The sequence below is a fragment of the Serratia nematodiphila DZ0503SBS1 genome, from assembly GCF_000738675.1.
Lineage (GTDB): Bacteria > Pseudomonadota > Gammaproteobacteria > Enterobacterales > Enterobacteriaceae > Serratia > Serratia nematodiphila.
On record NZ_JPUX01000001.1, the window covers coordinates 855,793 to 872,652 of the forward strand.

A 16,860-nucleotide genomic window follows, 5' to 3' on the forward strand; every position below is an offset into this window, starting at 1 on the left:
CGCCGCCATGACCACCATTACCGCACTGCGGGTTGAAGACATTCGTTTCCCCACGTCGCTGGGGCTGGACGGATCCGACGCCATGAATCCGGATCCCGACTATTCCGCCGCCTACGTGATCCTGGAGACCGATCGCGCGGATCTCAGCGGCCACGGGCTGACGTTCACCATCGGGCGCGGCAACGAGATCTGCTGCGCGGCGATCCGCGCGCTGGAGCATCAGATCGTCGGCGAGCGGCTGGAGGATATCGCCGCTGACATGGGCGCCTTCTGGCGGCGCTTCACCAGCGACAGCCAGCTGCGCTGGATCGGGCCGGACAAGGGCGCCATTCACCTGGCGACCGGCGCGGTGGTCAACGCGGTGTGGGATCTGTGGGCCAAATCGGTCGGCAAACCGGTGTGGCGGCTGGTGGCAGAGATGACGCCGGAGGAGCTGGTGCGCTGCATCGACTTCCGTTACATCACCGACTGCATCACGCCGCAGGAAGCGCTGGCGCTGCTGAAACAGCGGGCCGAGGGCAAAGAACGCCGCCTGGAGCGGTTGCTGCAGGAAGGGTATCCCTGCTACACCACCTCGGCAGGGTGGCTGGGTTATCCGGACGACAAGCTGCGCCGCCTGTGCCAGGAGGCGGTCGACGCCGGTTTCTCCTACCTGAAGCTGAAGGTTGGGCGCGATCTGGAAGACGACATTCGCCGGGTGCGCATCGCGCGTGAGGTGATCGGCCCGGATCGCCGGCTGATGATCGACGCCAACCAGGTGTGGGAAGTCGATGAAGCCATTCCGTGGGTGAAGCATCTGGCGTTCGCCAAACCCTGGTTTATCGAAGAGCCGACCAGCCCGGACGACGTGGAAGGGCATCGCCGCATCCGCGAAGGGGTAGCGCCGGTCAAGGTGGCTACCGGCGAGATGTGCCAGAACCGCATCATGTTCAAACAGTTCATCATGCGCGGCGCGGTGGACGTGGTGCAGATCGACGCCTGTCGCCTCGGTGGCGTCAACGAAGTGTTGGCGGTGATGCTGATGGCGGCCAAATACCAGTTGCCGGTCTGCCCGCACGCCGGCGGCGTCGGGCTGTGCGAATACGTGCAGCACCTGTCGATGATCGACTTCCTGTGCATTGCCGGCACCCACGAGGGCCGGGTGATCGAGTACGTCGATCATTTGCATGAACACTTTGTCGATCCCTGCGTGATCAAGGGCGCGGCCTACATGCCGCCGAGCCGGCCCGGTTACTCGATCGAGATGCATCCGTCGTCGATCGAGCAATATCGGTTCCGCGGGTGAAGCGGGAGGATCGCATGCCGCGCATCGACGCTCACCAGCACTACTGGCGCTACCACCCGCAGCACTACCCGTGGATCGACGAGCGGATGCGCGTGCTGCGGCAGGATTTCGATCCGCCCCGGCTGCGGCCGCTGTTGCAGGAACACGGTTTCGACGGCGCGCTGGCGGTGCAGGCGCGCCCCAGCGAGGAAGAGACGCTGGCCCTGCTGGCGCTGGCTGAGCAGAGCGAGGGCGTATGCGGCGTGGTGGGGTGGCTGGATATCGCTTCGCCACAGCTGGCGCAGCGTCTGGAAACTTTGCGGCCTTATCGCGCGCTGTGCGGGGTGCGCCATCAGGTGCAGGGCGAAGCGGATCCGGCGGCCTGGTTGGCGCGGCCGGAGGTGGAACGCGGCATGCAAACGCTGCAGCGCGCCGGGTATGTGTACGAGATCCTGGTGACGCACCGGCATCTGGCGGCCGCGGCGGCGTTTGCCGCCCGCCACGACCAACACTGGCTGGTGCTGGATCATCTCGGCAAGCCGGACGTGGCGCGCGGTGCGCGGCACTGGGCGCAGCAAATCCGGCCGCTGGCGGCATTGCCGCACGTGGCTTGCAAGCTCTCGGGACTGATCACCGAGGCGCCGGGCGGGCGGTGGCGGGCGGAGGAGCTGCTGCCGTTCTTCGACGCCGCGCTGGAGGCGTTCGGCCCGCAGCGGCTGATGTTCGGCTCCGACTGGCCGGTGTGCCTGTTGGCCGGCGACTACCGCCAGGTGGTGCAACTGTGCGAACAGGCGCTGTCGACGCTGGGGGCCGCCGAACAGGCGGCGATTTGGGGCGGCACCGCCTGGCGAATTTACGGTTTAACGGAGTCTGGTTATGGATCTGTATCTGCAAGATAAGGTGGTGTTGGTTACCGGCGGCGGTTCCGGCATTGGCGCGGCGATTTCTCATGTGCTGGCCGAGGAAGGGGCGATCCCGGTGCTGGTCACTAACGCCGCGCCGGAGGCGGCGCTGCTGGCCGATTTGCAGCGGCTGCAGCCGTGCACCGGGGTGATCCTCACCGAACTGTGCGACGAGGCGGCCTGCCGCCGGGCTGTCAGCCAGACGCTGGCGACCTTCGGCCGCATCGACGGACTGGTGAATAACGCCGGGGTCAATGACGGCGTCGGGCTGGAGGCGGGGCGTGAAGCGTTCGTCGGTTCGCTGGAAAAGAACCTGGTGCACTACTACCTGATGGCGCACCTGTGCCAGGCGGCGCTGCGGGAGAGCCGGGGCGCCATCGTCAACATCGCCTCCAAGACCGCGCTCAGCGGCCAGGGGGGCACCAGCGGTTACACCGCCGCCAAGGGCGCGGTGCTGGCGCTGACGCGCGAATGGGCGGTATCGCTCCGTCATGACGGGGTGCGGGTGAACGCGGTGGTGCCGGCGGAGGTGATCACCCCGCAGTACCAGCGCTGGCTCAACACCTTCGCCGAGCCGCAGCGGCAGATGGAGAAGATCACTGCGCGCATTCCGCTCGGGCAGCGCATGACCACGCCGCAGGAGATCGCCGACACCGTGGCGTTTCTGCTGTCGTCGCGGTCATCGCACACCACCGGGCAGTGGCTGTCGGTGGATGGCGGCTACCTGCATCTCGATCGGGCGCTGACGTGAGCGGCGCGGCGGCAGGGCGGCGCCGTTTCTGCCAGGCGCTCGATCTGATTGACTCACCGGCGCTGATTGCGGAGTACCAGCAGCATCATCAGCGCATTTGGCCGGGCATCGCCGCGCATTTGCGCGAGCACGGCATTCTGGACATGGAAATTTACCGGTTGGGCACCCGGCTGTTCATGATCGTGGAGGTCAGCGCCGATTTCGACGCCGCGCGCTTTGACGCCGCCAGCCTGAACAACCCCGAAGTACAGCGATGGGAAGCGCTGATGTGGCACTACCAGGCCGCCACCCCCTGGACGCCGCAGGGTGAAAAATGGGTGGAAATGGCGCGGATTTTCTCTCTGCAACAGCAATAACGCCAACATCATCATCGCCAGACGATACGAGGGTATCACCATGCTTGCTGAAAAAAGTGCGGCCTCCGCGCAGCCGGGCGTCCCCGTGACCGCCAATCTGCGCTGGGCCTTTATCCTGGTCACCAGCCTGTTCTTCATGTGGGGGCTGTCCTACGGCCTGCTGGACGTATTGAACAAACATTTTCAGGAGACGTTGCACGTCACCAAGGCGCAGTCGGGGTTGCTGCAGGCGGCCTACTTCGGCGCCTATTTCCTGGTGGCGCTGCCCGCCGGGTACTTTATGGATCGCAAGGGTTATAAGGCGGGGATTCTGGTCGGGCTGTGCCTGTACGCGCTGGGGGCGCTGCTGTTCGTGCCGGCGGCGTCGGCCAACAGCTTCGGCGTATTCCTGTTTGCGCTGTTCGTTATCGCCAGCGGCCTGGGGTGCCTGGAAACGGCGGCCAACCCGTACGCCACGGTGCTGGGCGACGCGCAGGGCGCCGAACGGCGGCTCAACCTGGCGCAGTCGTTCAACGGCCTCGGGCAGTTTATCGGCCCGCTGATCGGCGGCACGCTGTTCTTCTCCGCCGGCCAGTCCGCCGGCGACGGCGATCAGAGCGCGGTGAAGATGACCTATGTGGCGATCGCCGCGCTGGTACTGCTGATCGCGCTGTTGTTCAGCCGCACCCGGCTGCCGGCGATCCGCGAAGAGGAAAAACCGGTGCAAGGCGTGATAGCGCAGGGATTGTGGCAGCATCCGCATTTCGTCGGCGGGGTTATCACACAGTTCTTCTACGTGGCGGCGCAGGTGGGCGTCGGGGCGTTCTTCATCAACTACGCCACCGAGCACTGGCGCGAGGTGTCTAACCAGAACGCCTCTTACCTGCTGTCGATCGCCATGATCTGCTTTATGGTCGGGCGCTTCTTCAGCACCTGGCTGATGGGGCGGGTCAAACCGGCGACGCTGCTGGCGGCCTATGCGCTGATCAACATCGCGCTGTGCGGCGTGGTGATGCTGAGCGTCGACGGGGTGTCGGTAGTGGCGCTGATCGCAGTGTTCTTCTTTATGTCGATCATGTTCCCGACCATTTTCGCCCTGGGGGTGAAAAATCTGGGCAAGCACACCAAGCGCGCCAGCTCGTTCATGATCATGGCGATCGTCGGCGGCGCCATCATGCCGTACTTTATGGGGGCGCTGGCCGACCGCTACAGCACCGCGTTCTCTTATCTGCTGCCGCTGCTGTGCTTCGCGGTGGTGCTGGTTTATGGCCTGCGGCAGCGCCGCGGCTGATTCAACCCGGCGGCGAATCGGGCTTCGCCGCCGTTGTCAGCGCCTGCGGGCGGGTTCGCATCAGGATGGCCAACGCCAGCAGCAGCACCATGCCGGACAGCGCGCCGTTTATCGTCAAGCCTCCGGCGTCCACCACCAGCCCGCCCGCCAGCGAACCGCAGGAAATCGCCAGATTAAACAGCGCGATATACAGCGAAGAGGCGACCTCGACCACATCGGGCGCCGCCTTGAGCATCCACGCCATCAGCGCAACGGAAACGCCGCCGTAGGCGATGCCCCACAGCAGGAGGAAGGCGCCGCCGCTCAGCGGCGCGTGGCCCAGCAGCGGCAGCAGCAGGACGGCGAGCGCCAGCCCGAGGGCGATCAGCGCCAGGGTGCGGCGCAGCCGTTTGGCGGCGGCCTGGCCGGCGATGAAATTCCCGACGAGGCCGGTGACGCCGTAGGCGAACAGCAGCGGCCCCACCCAGCGGCTCTCGATGCCGGAGACCGTCTGCAGCAGCGGACGGACAAAGGTGTAAGCCATAAAGTGACCGGCGACCAGCAAAAACGTCAGCAGCAGCCCGGTCAGCAGCCGGCGATTCGCGCGCTGCGCGGTGAACGACCGCCAGCTTATCGCCTGCGTGACCGGCAGCGGCGGCAGCACGCACACCAGCAGCAGCAGGGTCAGCGCCGCCAGAACGGCGACCGCCAGAAACGCCATGCGCCAGCCCAGCGCTTCGCCGAGGAATACCCCGAGCGGCACGCCGAACACCGAGGCCGCCGCTACGCCGCCGAAGATGATGGACAGCGCCAATCCGACGGAGACCGGCGGCACCAGGCGTTCCGCCAGCCCGCCGGCGATGGCCCAGATACCGCCGATGCAAAAGCCCAGCAGAATGCGCGCAGCGAACAGCAGCGCCAGGGAGGTGGCGGCGGCGGCCAGCAGGTTAGCGGCGATCAGCAGCAGCAGAAAGCCTGCCAACAGACTGCGGCGGTCCGTGCGCCGGGCGCCCAGCACCACCAGCGGGGCGAACAGCGCGGCGAACAGGGCCGGCAGGGAAATCAGCAGCCCGGCGCGGCCGATCGTCGCGTTCAGGGTATTGACGATCGGGGTCAGCAGCCCGACGGGCAGCATTTCTGCGGTGACGACGGTAAAGGTGGACAGGCCGACCGTGAGGGTCGCCAGCCACGCTTTTGCGCCGCCGTCGGCGTGTAAGGCACTCATAATGACTCTCCCAACAGATGAAGAACCTCAGTGTATCCGCGCCAAAATGGCTGATAAACTGGCCTGAATGCGCAACATTGGGGACAAATCGTGGCTAATTTACCGTCTATGCCGTTGGATAACCTGACCGACCTGCTGGTATTCATTCGCGTCGCCGATGCCTGCAGCTTCACGCTGGCGGCCGAGAGGCTGGGCATCTCCCGATCGGCGGCGGGCAAATGCGTGACCCGATTGGAGGCGCGATTGGCGACCCGGCTGCTGCAGCGCACCACGCGCAGCGTCAGCCTGACCGAAGACGGCGCGGTATTTTACGAGTATGCGCAGCGCATCCTGTCGCAGGCCGAAGAGGCGGAAACGGCGCTCAATACGCGGCGGCAAACCCCGCGCGGGCGGCTGCGGCTGGATGTGCCGGTCTCGTTGGGGCGGTTGCATATTTTGCCGATTCTGCGGGAATTTTTGACGCAGTGGCCGGAGGTGGACGCCGACGTCAGCTTCTCCGACGATTACAGCGATTTGGTGCGCGACGGCATCGACGTGGCGATCCGCGTCGGCGGCAGCGACGACAGCCGACTGGTGCGGCGGGTGCTCGCGCCGCATCGCCTGATCACCTGCGCGGCGCCGGACTATCTGGCGCGGCACGGTACGCCTGCGAAACCGGAGGCGTTGGGCGATCACGAGACGCTGGTCTTCAGCCACCAGGGATTGCCGGCGCCCTGGCGCTATCGGGTTAACGGTCAACTGCACGAACAGCCGGTGCGCGGCCGGATGCGTTTCAACAACGTCGAGGCATTGCGGGATGCGGCCGTCGCCGGGGCCGGTCTGTGTCAGGTAGGGGCGTTTCTGGTCGGTGAGCAGATTGCGGCCGGCACGCTGCTGCCGATACTGGAGCGCTATTGTCGCCCGGGGCCGCCGATCTGCGCCGTCTATCCCAGCCGGCGCCACCTTTCCCCCAAGGTGAAACTGTTTCTGGCGGCGATCGAACGGCGCTGGCAGGGCAAGGCGATTTGGGAAAGCGCCTAGCGCGAGCGGTTCATGCCGCTTGCACGGCCAGCGTTCGCCGCATTAAGCGATAGCCGCCGGCCGCCACCAGCAGTACGACCAGGCCAGCCGTGAGCGTGACGCCAAAGCCGGCCTTGATACCCAGCGCATCGATCGCCAGCCCCGCCAAGGCGGCGCCGAGCGCCACGCCAACCCCCAGGCCGGTCACCATCCAGGTCAATCCTTCCGTCAAACGTGAAGGCGGCACGAGGCGTTCAACCAACCCCATGGCGACGATCATGGTCGGCGCGAAAAACAATCCGGCGACAAACATCGCCGCCGCCAGCGTTAAGACATTGTGCACCCACAGCAGCGGCAGAGTGGTGAGTGCGGTGGCGAAGGCGGCGTATAAGAACTGCCGAGGCAATGGGGACGGCAGCTTTATTGCGCCGAAAATCAGCCCGGCGAGGCAGGAGCCGCCTGCGTAAACCGACAGCACGATGCTGGCGGCGGCCGGCTGCCCCTGCTGCTCGGCGAAGGCCACGCTGATGACGTCCACGGTGCCGACGATGGTGCCCAGCGCGATCAGCGCCAGCACCAGGATCTGCATCGACGGCATGGCCAGGATGGCGCGCTGCCGCTGGTTATTGCGGGGATAAACCGGGGGCTGAGTGCTTTTTTGCCAGGCGAATGCCGAAACGCCCGCCACCAGAAGCAGCGCGGCCGCCAGAGGGCCGGCTTCAGGGAAGAGCGCAACGCTGAGCCCCACGGCGATCGGCGGGCCGACGATAAAGGCGACCTCATCCAGTACGGACTCGAATGAATACGCCGTGTGCAGCTGCGGCGTGCCGCGATAGATTTCGCTCCAGCGGGCTCTGACCATCGCGGAGATGCTGGGCATGCCGCCCGCGAGCGCGGCGAAGACGAACAGCGTCCAGTCCGGCGCCCGATAGTGGGTGCAGATCAGCAGCAGCAACAGGGCGAGTGCGCTGACCCCGGTGGCGTAGGGCAGCACGCGGTTTTGGCCGTAGCGGTCCGCCGCGCGTGCGATTTGCGGCGCGAGCAGCGCCATGGAAAAGGCGAATGTCGCCGCCACCGCACCCGCCAGCCAATAGGAGCCGCGTACCTGCGAAAGCATGGTGATGATGCCGATACCGGTCATTGAGATCGGCAGGCGCGCGATCAACCCGGCAGAGGAAAACGCCTTGCTGCCCGGTGCGCTGAACAGTGTGAAATAAGGATTAGCCATGAATAGGGCTCCTGAATGTTGGCGGCTCGGTATTCGCGCAATGCCCATCATTGACATACGCCACGTATGTTACGTTAATTGACATACATAGCGTATGTCAATTATAACGTCATCAATGGCGAGACGGGAGTGAATCCATGGCACGTAAAGCGCGCACAGAAATGATTGAAGAAACCCGGCGTAAGCTGGTGGCGGCCGCCCGTCAGCAGTTCGGCGGCGTGGGGTATGCCGAGACGGTGATGGATGAGCTTACTGCGCAAGCCGGTATGACGCGCGGTGCGCTCTATCACCATTTTGGCGACAAGAAGGGATTGTTTTTGGCCGTCGTGCAGGAAATCGACGCCGAAATGGATGCGCACCTCGCCGACATTACCGCCAGCACGCCAGATGACTGGGAGGCCTTCGCGGGGCGTTGCCGCGGTTATCTGATCATGATGACGGAGCCGCAATCGCAGCGCATTCTGTTACGCGATTCGCCCTCGGTGCTGGGAGCCGACTATCTGCAGGCCAGCAAGCTGGGTTGCATCACCTGGATGACGGGGGCCTTACAGGCGTTGATGGCGCAGCGGCGTATCGCTACCGCCGAACCGGAAGCGCTGGCGCATTTAATCAATGGCGGCCTGATGGATGCTGCGCTGTGGGTCGCCCATCAGCCGGAAAAAGACGTGGCGCTGGAGCAGGCCTTGGCCAGTTTGAACCTGTTGTTGAACGGGCTGCGTTCCACCTCTGCTTAAGTTTTACTGACGGCCGCCGCGCCGTTTCGGCGGCGGCTTAAGGGTGAATGACGACGGGCTGGACGTTTTGCGCCAGCTGGATATTGTTGCGGCCGCTGTGTTTCGCCAGATAGAGCGCGGCGTCGGCTGCGCCTATCGCCGATTCGATGTCCAGTTTTTCCAGCGCGGAGATGCCGGCGCTAAGCGTCAGCGTGCCGCTGTGCTGCGGGCTGGCGCCGTGCGGGATGTTCAGTTCCGCCACGCGTTGGCGCACCCGCTCGGCCAGCTGCGCCGCGTAGCCTTCGTGCACGTTGGTCAGCAGCACCAAAAACTCTTCCCCGCCGTAACGCACCACGATATCGCGCGAACGCACCGCATCGCGGATGGCGACCGCCACCTGCACCAAAGCCCGATCGCCCATGGCGTGGCCGTAGCTGTCGTTGTAGACCTTGAAGTGGTCGATATCCAGCAATAGCACGTAATGGTGGCCGGTTTGCGGTTCCAGCAGCATAGTGATCTTATTCTCCAGCCCACGTCGGTTATAAAGGCCGGTCAGGGGATCGAGCATGCTCAAATTATTGAATTTGTCCCGCTCGTTATACAGGTTGGCCACCAGCGCGTGGGTAAAGATTTCACTGCGTTTCAACATCAGGTGATGAATGGAGAAAGCGATAATAGGTAATAGCGTGGTGAATAATATCCGCAGGGTATTATGCATGCCGTCTAAAGCCAGGATCATCATTGCGGAAGGTACGGCGTGTAAACAAAAGGCGGTAAAGTTATCCGTCAGAGAAATAGCGCTGATAAAAAAGATGCTAAACAAACTAATTAATAAAAAATCTTGGTTATTCGGTAGGCAATATTGACTTTTAACGTAAATATGTGCGGCCCAGAGCAGGCCGAGTACGCTGGCGAACAGGTTGAGTTTGCACAAATAGTTACGTGGTGTTTGCAGGGAAAATAGCGCCGCTACCAGACAAAATAGCGGTATACATAATAAAGGTAGGGTAAATGCGGGCGTATCCCTAAAAGGGAACAATAATGTAAATACGGAAGAGGCGGCATTCATTATCAGAAAAAGAAATAATGCCAGGCGCTGCTTGCTGTTCAGTAATTCCTGATAAGAACGGGCGTTCATACGGAGGTCACTCTTTGCAAAGTCGTTCTGTCGAATAATTAAGGTTGAGAAGCATTCCTTTGGCGCGAATATCCACTTGAATTGCATGGTTGAGGATTGTGATTATTATCATGCAAACAGGACTAGGAATTTTCTTATGTCAAATTATCATTTTTTCCTGCTGGTGTCATCTGAGTTTGGTCAGCGCAGTGAAAATGATGCAGCGGCCAAAAAAGTGTTATATGATATTGGTTATCATTATCACTTAAGGAGGGGGTCATGCTCACTGCCATGATTGCCGCGTGCGGGCTGTGGGGCGTCAGTTGGTGCCTCGGGGATCGCCTGGCCAGCGCCTGGGGCGTTTTGCTACCTTGTGCGTTGATGCCGCTGCTGGCCTTGATCAACCTGGATATGCTGCAGTTGCGCACCCTGATCGTGATAGCGATGTTGGCCACGCTGGTGATGCTGTTCAATAGCCGGCTGCGCCACTATCTGCTGCTGCCTTCCTGCATGGCGCTGGCGGGCGGCCTGGCGGCAGTCAGCCTCAACTTCAGCTTTGGGTGAAACGCCAGAAACGGCAAAACCACGCTTAAGCGTGTTTATCATCAATGCGTTGGGATTTTTTCGAAGGAACTACCGGAGAGATCATCAATTGGTGCGAAGAGAGGGACTTGAACCCTCACGTCCGTAAGGACACTAACACCTGAAGCTAGCGCGTCTACCAATTCCGCCACCTTCGCACAGTCGATGTTGCTTTGATTTATATTACGTCGCCAGCTTGGTGCGAAGAGAGGGACTTGAACCCTCACGTCCGTAAGAACACTAACACCTGAAGCTAGCGCGTCTACCAATTCCGCCACCTTCGCATCGATGCTGAGTGCAATATAAATCATGTGGTTATTTGGTGCGAAGAGAGGGACTTGAACCCTCACGTCCGTAAGGACACTAACACCTGAAGCTAGCGCGTCTACCAATTCCGCCACCTTCGCGTACCAGAAACATTACCGGAGTAACGTTACCACGGAGGCGAATTCTAGAGATTTTGGCGGGCACGTCAACAGTTATTTCCCCGCTTTGCGGGCGTTTGCTGGAAAAACAGCCATATCGCCGCTTTTCTGCTGGTCAAACAGCCAAATCAGCCAATCAATCAACACCCTGACCCGCGGCGCCAGGAAACGGCCGGGCGGATACATGATGTAAATCGGCATCGGCGGGGGCGGCGTGTCCGCCAACACTTCCACCAGCTCTCCCTGTTTCAGCCAGGGCGCCAGCGAATAGCGCGCCGCCTGAATCAATCCCATGCCGGCGCGTGCGCCGGCGATGTAGGCGTCGGCGCCGCTGACGCTGAGCCGGGCGGGCAGCTCGCGCAGTTCCAGCTTGCCGCCGCGGCAGAATTCCAGCGGGTAATCGCGGTTGCTGGCCAGTGAAAAATACCCCACCGCGCGATGCGGCTCCAGGCTATCGATGTCAAGCGGCGTACCGTGGGCCTGCAGATAAGCGGGGGAAGCGCAGGTGACCTGCGGCAGCTGGGCGATGCGCCGCGCCGCCAGGCCGTCGTCTTCGGTTTCCCAGGCGCGCAGCACGCAGTCCACGCCTTCGCGCAACAGATCGACGTGGGTGTCGTTGGCGCCCAGCGCCAGCGTGATGTCGGGATACCGCCGATAAAAGTCGTCCAGCGCCGGAATCACCACCTCGCGCGCCAGCGAATGGGGCATATCGATGCGCACCTTGCCGGACGGCTGCAGCTTATGCTGGCTGAACAGCGTGTCCGCCTCTTCCAGCGCCCCCAGCAGCTGCACGCAGCGCTGGTAATAGAGGCTGCCTTCGCTGGTCACCTGCACCTGGCGGGTGGTGCGGATCAGCAGGCGCACACCCAGCCGCTGTTCCAGCCGTTTCAGCGCGTTGCTGACCGTGGCGCGCGGCAGCTGCAGACGTTCGGCCGCCCGGCTGAAGCTGCCCAGTTCGACGATGCGGGTAAAAATGCGCATGGCTTGAACCTGATCCATGTCCACTCCGGATTGTTGGTGATTTTTGAACAGTGATGTGCAATCTGCATTATTTATCTTTGTCGTGTAAACAACCAGACTTTGCTGCGTTATCCATTCACCGCATGAGGGCAGCACAATGCAACAACGTAAACTCGGCTCCAACGGTCCCGTCGTCTCCGCCCTGGGGCTGGGATGCATGGGCATGAGCGACTTCTATTCCACCGGCGCCGATCGGCAGGAAGCCATCGCCACGCTGCACCGGGCGCTGGAGTTGGGCGTCACGCTGCTCGACACCGCCGACATGTACGGGCCGCACACCAACGAAGAGCTGGTGGGGGAGGCGATCAGGGGCAAGCGGCAACAGGTGTTCCTGGCCACCAAGTTCGGCATCCTGCGCGATCCGGCGGATCCTTCGGCGCGCGGCGTCAGCAGCCGGCCCGAGTATATCCGGCGCTCCGTAGAGGGGAGCCTGCGGCGCTTGGGCGTGGAGGAGATCGATCTCTATTATCAGCACCGGGTCGATCCGCAAGTGCCGATCGAAGACGTCGTGGGTACGATGGCGGATCTGATCCGAGAAGGCAAGATCCGCCACATCGGCCTGAGCGAGGCGTCGGTCGCCACGCTGGAGCGGGCGCACAAGGTGCATCCGATCACCGCGCTGCAGACCGAGTATTCGCTGTGGACGCGCGACGCCGAGCAGGGCGTGCTGGCGGCCTGCGAGCGCCTGGGCATCGGTTTTGTGCCCTACAGCCCGTTAGGGCGCGGTTTCCTCACCGGCGCTATCCGGCGGCCGGAGGATCTGGCCGAGGACGATTTCCGCCGCAGTAACCCGCGTTTCCAGGGGGAAAACTTCGCCCGCAACCTGGCGCTGGTGGCGAAGGTGAGCGAGCTGGCGGCGCAGAAGGGCGTCAAGCCTTCTCAGTTGGCGCTGGCCTGGGTATTGGCGCAGGGCGAACACATTGTGCCGATCCCCGGCACCAAACGCCGTCGCTATCTGGAAGAGAACGTCGCCGCGGCGGAGATCGCGCTGAGCGCGGCTGAACTGGCGGCGATAGAAGCGGTGTTTCCGCTGAGCGCGGCGGCCGGCGATCGCTACGGCGCGGAGTCGATGACCTATATCAACGGCTAAAAAAAAGCGCGGCCTCGGGCCGCGCTCTGTCGTTTTCCGCCAACGGAAACTTATTTTTTCTTCGGCGCGCGCGGCGGGCGGCCGACGGTCGCCTGGTACACCTTGAAGCGGCCGTTTTGCGCCAGCACTTCGTGGCTGCCGAAGGTGGCGTCCAGAATGTCCGGGTAGGGCAGGAAGGCGTTGGCGACGATGCGCAACTGGCCGCCGATCGGCAGGTGCTTCACCGCGCCGCGGATCAGCGTTTCGGCAGCGGTCAGGCTGGTCTGCAGCCCGTCGTGGAACGGCGGGTTGGAGATGATCATGTCGAAACGGCCGGTGATATCGGAGTAAACGTTGCTGACGATCACTTCGCCTTCGATGCCGTTGGCGGCCAGCGTTGCGCGGCTGGATTCCACCGCGGCGGCATTGACGTCGCTGAGGGTCAGTTTCACCTTCGGCGACAGCTTGGCCATCACCGAGGCCATGACGCCGGCGCCGCAGCCGATGTCCAGCACCTTGCCTTTCATGTGTTTTTCCAGCGTCGACAGCAGCAGCGAGCTGCCGACGTCCAGGCCGTCGCGGCTGAACACGCCCGGCAGCGTTTTCACTTCCAGATCGTGCAGCTGATAGCTGTCCCACCACTCGTTCAGGTCGAACTCGGTCTGCGCGTCCAGGCGGCCGTGATACAGGCCGCAGCGGCGCGCGCTGTCGATTTTCACCAGCGTGACGTGGCCTTCCAGCGTTGGCTCGGCGCTGCGCACGCCGCTGCGGTTTTCACCGACCACGAACACGTCCGCGCCCACCGGCAGCAGCGCCAGCAGGTTGCACAGCTGGAATTGCGCTTCCTGCTTGCTCTTCGGCCAGTAGTAAACCAGCGTGTCGCAGTCGGCGACGAAAGCGGGATCGACGGTCAAACCGAACTGCACGTTATCGCCCATCGTCCGGTTCAGTAACTGCCAGTGATGGTATTGCTGAGTGTGGACGCGCACGTCCGCGGCCTCGAATTGGGCCGGCAGGCTGTCCTGCAGGTCGCCGGCAAACAGCACGCGGCGTTCGATAAATTCATCACTGTGGCGCAGCATGACTTCACTGGCGGGGGTTAATGCAGACATCAGATATTGGCTCCTGGAAATGAGACCGGGGATTATAGAGCTTTGTGGCGATATGTTCGACGGGTTTGTTGGCGCGGGCTGCGCGGGTTTGTTAGCATAGCGCGGCGCATGGCAGGCATGGCGCACCACAACGGGTAGGAATCGGCATGGCATCAAAACGCGACTGGCTGTTACAACAACTGGGTATTACGCAGTGGACATTGCGCCGCCCGGGCGTGTTGCAGGGCGAAGTGGCGGTCAGTCTGCCACCCGAGGCGCGCCTGCTGGTGGTGGCGCAGACGCTGCCGGCGCCCGACGATCCGCTGTTTTGCGACGTGCTGCGCAGCCTGGGGCTGACGCCGGCGCAAACCTACAGCCTGACGCCGGAACAGGTGGCGATGCTGCCTGCAGAGACCGCATGCAACAGTTGGCGGCTGGGCGTGGCGGAACCGCTCGCGGTCGCCGGCGCGCAGCTACACAGCCCGGCGCTGGCCGAGCTTTCCCAAGACGCGGGGGCCAAACGCGCCCTCTGGCAGCAGATTTGTCATCATGAACACGATTTCTACCCTGACGGCGGCCGACCTGGCCACGGCCTTCAACATTGAGCAAGCCAGCCACGCTTTCCCCTGGACGGAAACCACCTTCGCCAGCAATCAGGGCGATCGCTACCTTAACCTGAAGCTGAGCGCCGATGGGGAGATGGCGGGTTTCGCCATCACGCAGATCGTGCTGGACGAAGCCACGCTGTTCAACATCGCCATTCATCCGCAGCACCAGCGCCGGGGCTTTGGCCGCCTGCTGCTCAACGCGTTGATCGAACAGCTGGAGAGCCGCGGCGTGGTCACGCTGTGGCTGGAGGTGCGCGCCTCCAACCAGGCGGCGATCGCGCTGTATGAAGATCTCGGTTTCAACGAAGTCACCGTGCGCCGCAATTATTACCCGAGCGCCCACGGCCGCGAAGACGCGATCGTGATGGCGCTGCCGCTGGCGTAATCAGCCCGGCCGGAAAAAGCATTGATTGTCACCGGTTGGCAAATCGGCGAAAATGCCCGGCTGTTATCTTTTATTCACCGCTTTGCCCGGCGCCGCGATCGGCGCGTTCTGATGATGTCGCAGGGCGGACTAACCGTAGAACCTGAAAACCATGTCTCCTAGTGAATTTGCCCGCGAAGTCTCCAAAAGAAGAACTTTCGCCATCATCTCGCACCCCGATGCCGGTAAAACCACCATTACCGAAAAAGTGCTGCTGTTCGGACAGGCGATCCAGACCGCCGGTACGGTAAAAGGCCGCGGCTCCAGCCAGCACGCCAAATCCGACTGGATGGAAATGGAAAAGCAGCGCGGGATCTCGATCACCACCTCGGTGATGCAGTTCCCGTACCGTGACAGCCTGGTCAACCTGCTGGATACCCCGGGGCACGAAGACTTCTCCGAAGATACGTATCGCACCCTGACCGCGGTCGACTGTTGTCTGATGGTGATCGACGCCGCCAAGGGCGTTGAGGATCGCACCCGCAAGCTGATGGAAGTCACCCGCCTGCGCGACACGCCGATCCTGACCTTCATGAACAAGCTGGACCGCGACATTCGCGATCCGATGGAAGTGATGGATGAAGTTGAGCGCGAACTGAAGATCGCCTGCTCGCCCATCACCTGGCCGATCGGCTGCGGCAAGCTGTTCAAGGGCGTTTACCACCTGTACAAGGATGAAACCTACCTGTACCAGACCGGTAAAGGCCACACCATTCAGGAAGTGCGCATCGTCAAGGGCCTGAACAACCCAGAGCTGGATGCGGCGGTGGGCGAAGATCTGGCGGCGCAGCTGCGCGATGAGCTGGAGCTGGTGCAGGGCGCTTCTCACGAGTTCGATCAGGAAGCTTTCCTGAGCGGCGAGCTGACGCCGGTGTTCTTCGGTACCGCACTCGGCAACTTCGGCGTGGATCATATGCTGGACGGCCTGGTGGCCTGGGCGCCGGCGCCGATGCCGCGCAAAACCGACACCCGCGAAGTGACGGCGGCGGAAGAGAAATTCACCGGCTTCGTGTTCAAGATCCAGGCCAACATGGATCCGAAGCACCGCGACCGCGTGGCCTTTATGCGCGTGGTGTCCGGCCGTTATGAGAAGGGCATGAAGCTGCGCCAGGTGCGCACCGGCAAAGACGTGGTGATCTCCGACGCGCTGACCTTTATGGCCGGCGACCGTTCGCACGTGGAAGAAGCCTACCCGGGCGACATTATCGGTCTGCACAACCATGGCACCATTCAGATCGGCGATACCTTCACCCAGGGTGAAGACATGAAGTTCACCGGCATTCCGAACTTCGCGCCGGAACTGTTCCGCCGCATTCGCCTGCGCGATCCGCTGAAGCAGAAACAGTTGCTGAAGGGGCTGGTGCAGCTGTCCGAAGAGGGCGCGGTGCAGGTGTTCCGCCCGATCGCCAACAACGATCTGATCGTCGGCGCGGTCGGCGTGCTGCAGTTCGACGTGGTGGTGGCGCGCTTGAAGAGCGAGTACAACGTGGAAGCGCTGTATGAATCGGTCAACGTGTCGACCGCGCGCTGGGTCGAGTGCGACGACGTGAAGAAGTTCGAAGAGTTCAAGCGCAAGAACGAGATCAACCTGGCGCTGGACGGCGGGGACAACCTGTCCTACATCGCGCCGACCATGGTGAACCTCAACCTGACGCAGGAACGCTATCCTGACGTGACCTTCCGCAAAACCCGCGAACACTGATAAATCGGCAGGGCGCCCGGTGCGCCCTGCCAATCTCCCTCATCCTCACTCCGCTAATTAATAAAACTTCCTCACCTTTTATGCCGCAAACCGATATCGCCAGGCAGCGTTCGTTAGGCCTGCGTTTTCCGCCGC

General features: G+C 62.6%; 17 protein-coding genes and 3 tRNA genes. 12 read left to right on the top strand and 8 right to left on the bottom strand.

The annotated features are described in order from the left end of the window. Nucleotides 1–7: 7 nt before the first annotated feature. The 5 genes from JL05_RS03910 to fucP are packed head-to-tail and all read left to right on the top strand — an operon-like array spanning nucleotide 8 to nucleotide 4,543. Complete coding sequence (locus JL05_RS03910; protein WP_033631729.1) at nucleotides 8–1,285, top strand: L-fuconate dehydratase; 1,278 nt, start codon at nucleotides 8–10, stop codon at nucleotides 1,283–1,285. Between the two features lie 14 nt (nucleotides 1,286–1,299). Then, nucleotides 1,300–2,163, top strand: coding sequence for an amidohydrolase family protein (locus JL05_RS03915; protein WP_033631730.1), 864 nt, complete (start codon nucleotides 1,300–1,302; stop codon nucleotides 2,161–2,163). Then, nucleotides 2,141–2,917: an L-fucose dehydrogenase gene (locus tag JL05_RS03920; protein WP_033631731.1), complete on the top strand. Its 777-nt coding sequence runs from the start codon at nucleotides 2,141–2,143 to the stop codon at nucleotides 2,915–2,917. Before JL05_RS03915 ends, JL05_RS03920 begins: the two co-directional genes overlap by 23 nt. Beyond that, nucleotides 2,914–3,273: an L-rhamnose mutarotase gene (locus JL05_RS03925; RefSeq protein ID WP_015376547.1), complete on the top strand. Its 360-nt coding sequence runs from the start codon at nucleotides 2,914–2,916 to the stop codon at nucleotides 3,271–3,273. Before JL05_RS03920 ends, JL05_RS03925 begins: the two co-directional genes overlap by 4 nt. A gap of 40 nt (nucleotides 3,274–3,313) precedes the next feature. After that, nucleotides 3,314–4,543 carry an L-fucose:H+ symporter permease gene (gene fucP / locus JL05_RS03930; RefSeq protein ID WP_033631732.1) on the top strand — a complete coding sequence of 410 codons (1,230 nt, stop codon included), beginning with the start codon at nucleotides 3,314–3,316 and terminating at the stop codon, nucleotides 4,541–4,543. A gap of 1 nt (nucleotide 4,544) precedes the next feature. Here the strand turns inward: fucP and JL05_RS03935 are convergent, their stop codons facing one another. After that, complete coding sequence (locus tag JL05_RS03935; protein WP_033631733.1) at nucleotides 4,545–5,747, bottom strand: MFS transporter; 1,203 nt, start codon at nucleotides 5,745–5,747, stop codon at nucleotides 4,545–4,547. A 108-nt stretch (nucleotides 5,748–5,855) separates the two neighbouring features. Here JL05_RS03935 and JL05_RS03940 point away from each other — a divergent pair, with 108 nt between their 5' ends. Continuing rightward, nucleotides 5,856–6,767, top strand: a complete 912-nt coding sequence (locus JL05_RS03940; protein ID WP_033631734.1) for a LysR family transcriptional regulator — start codon at nucleotides 5,856–5,858, stop codon at nucleotides 6,765–6,767. 10 nt (nucleotides 6,768–6,777) lie between these two features. Here JL05_RS03940 and JL05_RS03945 read toward each other — a convergent pair whose 3' ends face one another. After that, nucleotides 6,778–7,974 carry an MFS transporter gene (locus tag JL05_RS03945; protein ID WP_033631735.1) on the bottom strand — a complete coding sequence of 399 codons (1,197 nt, stop codon included), beginning with the start codon at nucleotides 7,972–7,974 and terminating at the stop codon, nucleotides 6,778–6,780. Between the two features lie 137 nt (nucleotides 7,975–8,111). Here JL05_RS03945 and JL05_RS03950 point away from each other — a divergent pair, with 137 nt between their 5' ends. Continuing rightward, nucleotides 8,112–8,708, top strand: coding sequence for a TetR/AcrR family transcriptional regulator (locus tag JL05_RS03950; RefSeq protein ID WP_033631736.1), 597 nt, complete (start codon nucleotides 8,112–8,114; stop codon nucleotides 8,706–8,708). 37 nt (nucleotides 8,709–8,745) lie between these two features. Here the strand turns inward: JL05_RS03950 and JL05_RS03955 are convergent, their stop codons facing one another. Then, nucleotides 8,746–9,825 (bottom strand): GGDEF domain-containing protein, encoded by a 1,080-nt coding sequence (locus tag JL05_RS03955; RefSeq protein WP_033631737.1) that lies wholly within the window; start codon nucleotides 9,823–9,825, stop codon nucleotides 8,746–8,748. A 258-nt stretch (nucleotides 9,826–10,083) separates the two neighbouring features. Between JL05_RS03955 and JL05_RS03960 the strand changes: the two genes are divergently transcribed. After that, entirely contained in the window at nucleotides 10,084–10,368 is a 285-nt protein-coding gene (locus JL05_RS03960; protein ID WP_004933115.1) for a DUF1435 domain-containing protein, read from the top strand. Between the two features lie 89 nt (nucleotides 10,369–10,457). On the opposite strand, the gene JL05_RS03965 is transcribed toward JL05_RS03960, so the two are convergent. The 4 genes from JL05_RS03965 to JL05_RS03980 all read right to left on the bottom strand — a co-directional run bounded on the left by JL05_RS03965 (nucleotide 10,458) and on the right by JL05_RS03980 (nucleotide 11,810). Continuing rightward, nucleotides 10,458–10,544 (bottom strand) — tRNA-Leu (locus tag JL05_RS03965). Between the two features lie 39 nt (nucleotides 10,545–10,583). Continuing rightward, a tRNA-Leu gene (locus JL05_RS03970) sits at nucleotides 10,584–10,670 on the bottom strand. A gap of 36 nt (nucleotides 10,671–10,706) precedes the next feature. Next, nucleotides 10,707–10,793: transfer RNA gene (locus JL05_RS03975), tRNA-Leu, on the bottom strand. A 72-nt stretch (nucleotides 10,794–10,865) separates the two neighbouring features. After that, nucleotides 10,866–11,810 carry a LysR family transcriptional regulator gene (locus JL05_RS03980; protein WP_015376553.1) on the bottom strand — a complete coding sequence of 315 codons (945 nt, stop codon included), beginning with the start codon at nucleotides 11,808–11,810 and terminating at the stop codon, nucleotides 10,866–10,868. Between the two features lie 118 nt (nucleotides 11,811–11,928). On the opposite strand from JL05_RS03980, the gene JL05_RS03985 reads away from it, so the two are divergent. Further along, a complete protein-coding gene (locus JL05_RS03985; RefSeq protein ID WP_033631738.1) occupies nucleotides 11,929–12,921 on the top strand; it encodes an aldo/keto reductase in 993 nt (330 codons plus the stop codon). A 50-nt stretch (nucleotides 12,922–12,971) separates the two neighbouring features. On the opposite strand, the gene rsmC is transcribed toward JL05_RS03985, so the two are convergent. After that, complete coding sequence (rsmC, locus tag JL05_RS03990; protein ID WP_004933106.1) at nucleotides 12,972–14,012, bottom strand: 16S rRNA (guanine(1207)-N(2))-methyltransferase RsmC; 1,041 nt, start codon at nucleotides 14,010–14,012, stop codon at nucleotides 12,972–12,974. 146 nt (nucleotides 14,013–14,158) lie between these two features. On the opposite strand from rsmC, the gene JL05_RS03995 reads away from it, so the two are divergent. The 3 genes from JL05_RS03995 (at nucleotide 14,159) to prfC (ending at nucleotide 16,725) form a co-directional block, all read left to right on the top strand. Next, the gene (locus JL05_RS03995) at nucleotides 14,159–14,596 is read left to right on the top strand and encodes a DNA polymerase III subunit psi (RefSeq protein ID WP_033631739.1); all 438 of its coding nucleotides are present in this window, start codon (nucleotides 14,159–14,161) and stop codon (nucleotides 14,594–14,596) included. Beyond that, complete coding sequence (gene rimI, locus JL05_RS04000) at nucleotides 14,541–14,984, top strand: ribosomal protein S18-alanine N-acetyltransferase (protein WP_033631740.1); 444 nt, start codon at nucleotides 14,541–14,543, stop codon at nucleotides 14,982–14,984. The genes JL05_RS03995 and rimI overlap by 56 nt, the downstream gene beginning before the upstream one ends. Before the next feature lie 151 nt (nucleotides 14,985–15,135). Then, nucleotides 15,136–16,725: a peptide chain release factor 3 gene (gene prfC / locus JL05_RS04005; protein ID WP_004933094.1), complete on the top strand. Its 1,590-nt coding sequence runs from the start codon at nucleotides 15,136–15,138 to the stop codon at nucleotides 16,723–16,725. Nucleotides 16,726–16,860 lie beyond the last annotated feature (135 nt).

What these genes read in the sequence shown, in the direction of transcription:
- JL05_RS03910 (WP_033631729.1), top strand. Translation starts at nt 8, where the DNA reads ATGACCACCATTACCGCACTGCGGGTTGAAGACATTCGTTTCCCCACG.
- JL05_RS03920 (WP_033631731.1), top strand. Translation starts at nt 2,141, where the DNA reads ATGGATCTGTATCTGCAAGATAAGGTGGTGTTGGTTACCGGCGGCGGT.
- prfC (WP_004933094.1), top strand. Translation starts at nt 15,136, where the DNA reads ATGTCTCCTAGTGAATTTGCCCGCGAAGTCTCCAAAAGAAGAACTTTC.
- rsmC (WP_004933106.1), bottom strand. Translation starts at nt 14,012, where the DNA reads ATGTCTGCATTAACCCCCGCCAGTGAAGTCATGCTGCGCCACAGTGAT.
- JL05_RS03995 (WP_033631739.1), top strand. Translation starts at nt 14,159, where the DNA reads ATGGCATCAAAACGCGACTGGCTGTTACAACAACTGGGTATTACGCAG.
- JL05_RS03950 (WP_033631736.1), top strand. Translation starts at nt 8,112, where the DNA reads ATGGCACGTAAAGCGCGCACAGAAATGATTGAAGAAACCCGGCGTAAG.
- JL05_RS03980 (WP_015376553.1), bottom strand. Translation starts at nt 11,810, where the DNA reads ATGGATCAGGTTCAAGCCATGCGCATTTTTACCCGCATCGTCGAACTG.
- JL05_RS03985 (WP_033631738.1), top strand. Translation starts at nt 11,929, where the DNA reads ATGCAACAACGTAAACTCGGCTCCAACGGTCCCGTCGTCTCCGCCCTG.
- JL05_RS03955 (WP_033631737.1), bottom strand. Translation starts at nt 9,825, where the DNA reads ATGAACGCCCGTTCTTATCAGGAATTACTGAACAGCAAGCAGCGCCTG.
- JL05_RS03945 (WP_033631735.1), bottom strand. Translation starts at nt 7,974, where the DNA reads ATGGCTAATCCTTATTTCACACTGTTCAGCGCACCGGGCAGCAAGGCG.
- fucP (WP_033631732.1), top strand. Translation starts at nt 3,314, where the DNA reads ATGCTTGCTGAAAAAAGTGCGGCCTCCGCGCAGCCGGGCGTCCCCGTG.
- rimI (WP_033631740.1), top strand. Translation starts at nt 14,541, where the DNA reads ATGAACACGATTTCTACCCTGACGGCGGCCGACCTGGCCACGGCCTTC.
- JL05_RS03960 (WP_004933115.1), top strand. Translation starts at nt 10,084, where the DNA reads ATGCTCACTGCCATGATTGCCGCGTGCGGGCTGTGGGGCGTCAGTTGG.
- JL05_RS03915 (WP_033631730.1), top strand. Translation starts at nt 1,300, where the DNA reads ATGCCGCGCATCGACGCTCACCAGCACTACTGGCGCTACCACCCGCAG.
- JL05_RS03935 (WP_033631733.1), bottom strand. Translation starts at nt 5,747, where the DNA reads ATGAGTGCCTTACACGCCGACGGCGGCGCAAAAGCGTGGCTGGCGACC.
- JL05_RS03940 (WP_033631734.1), top strand. Translation starts at nt 5,856, where the DNA reads ATGCCGTTGGATAACCTGACCGACCTGCTGGTATTCATTCGCGTCGCC.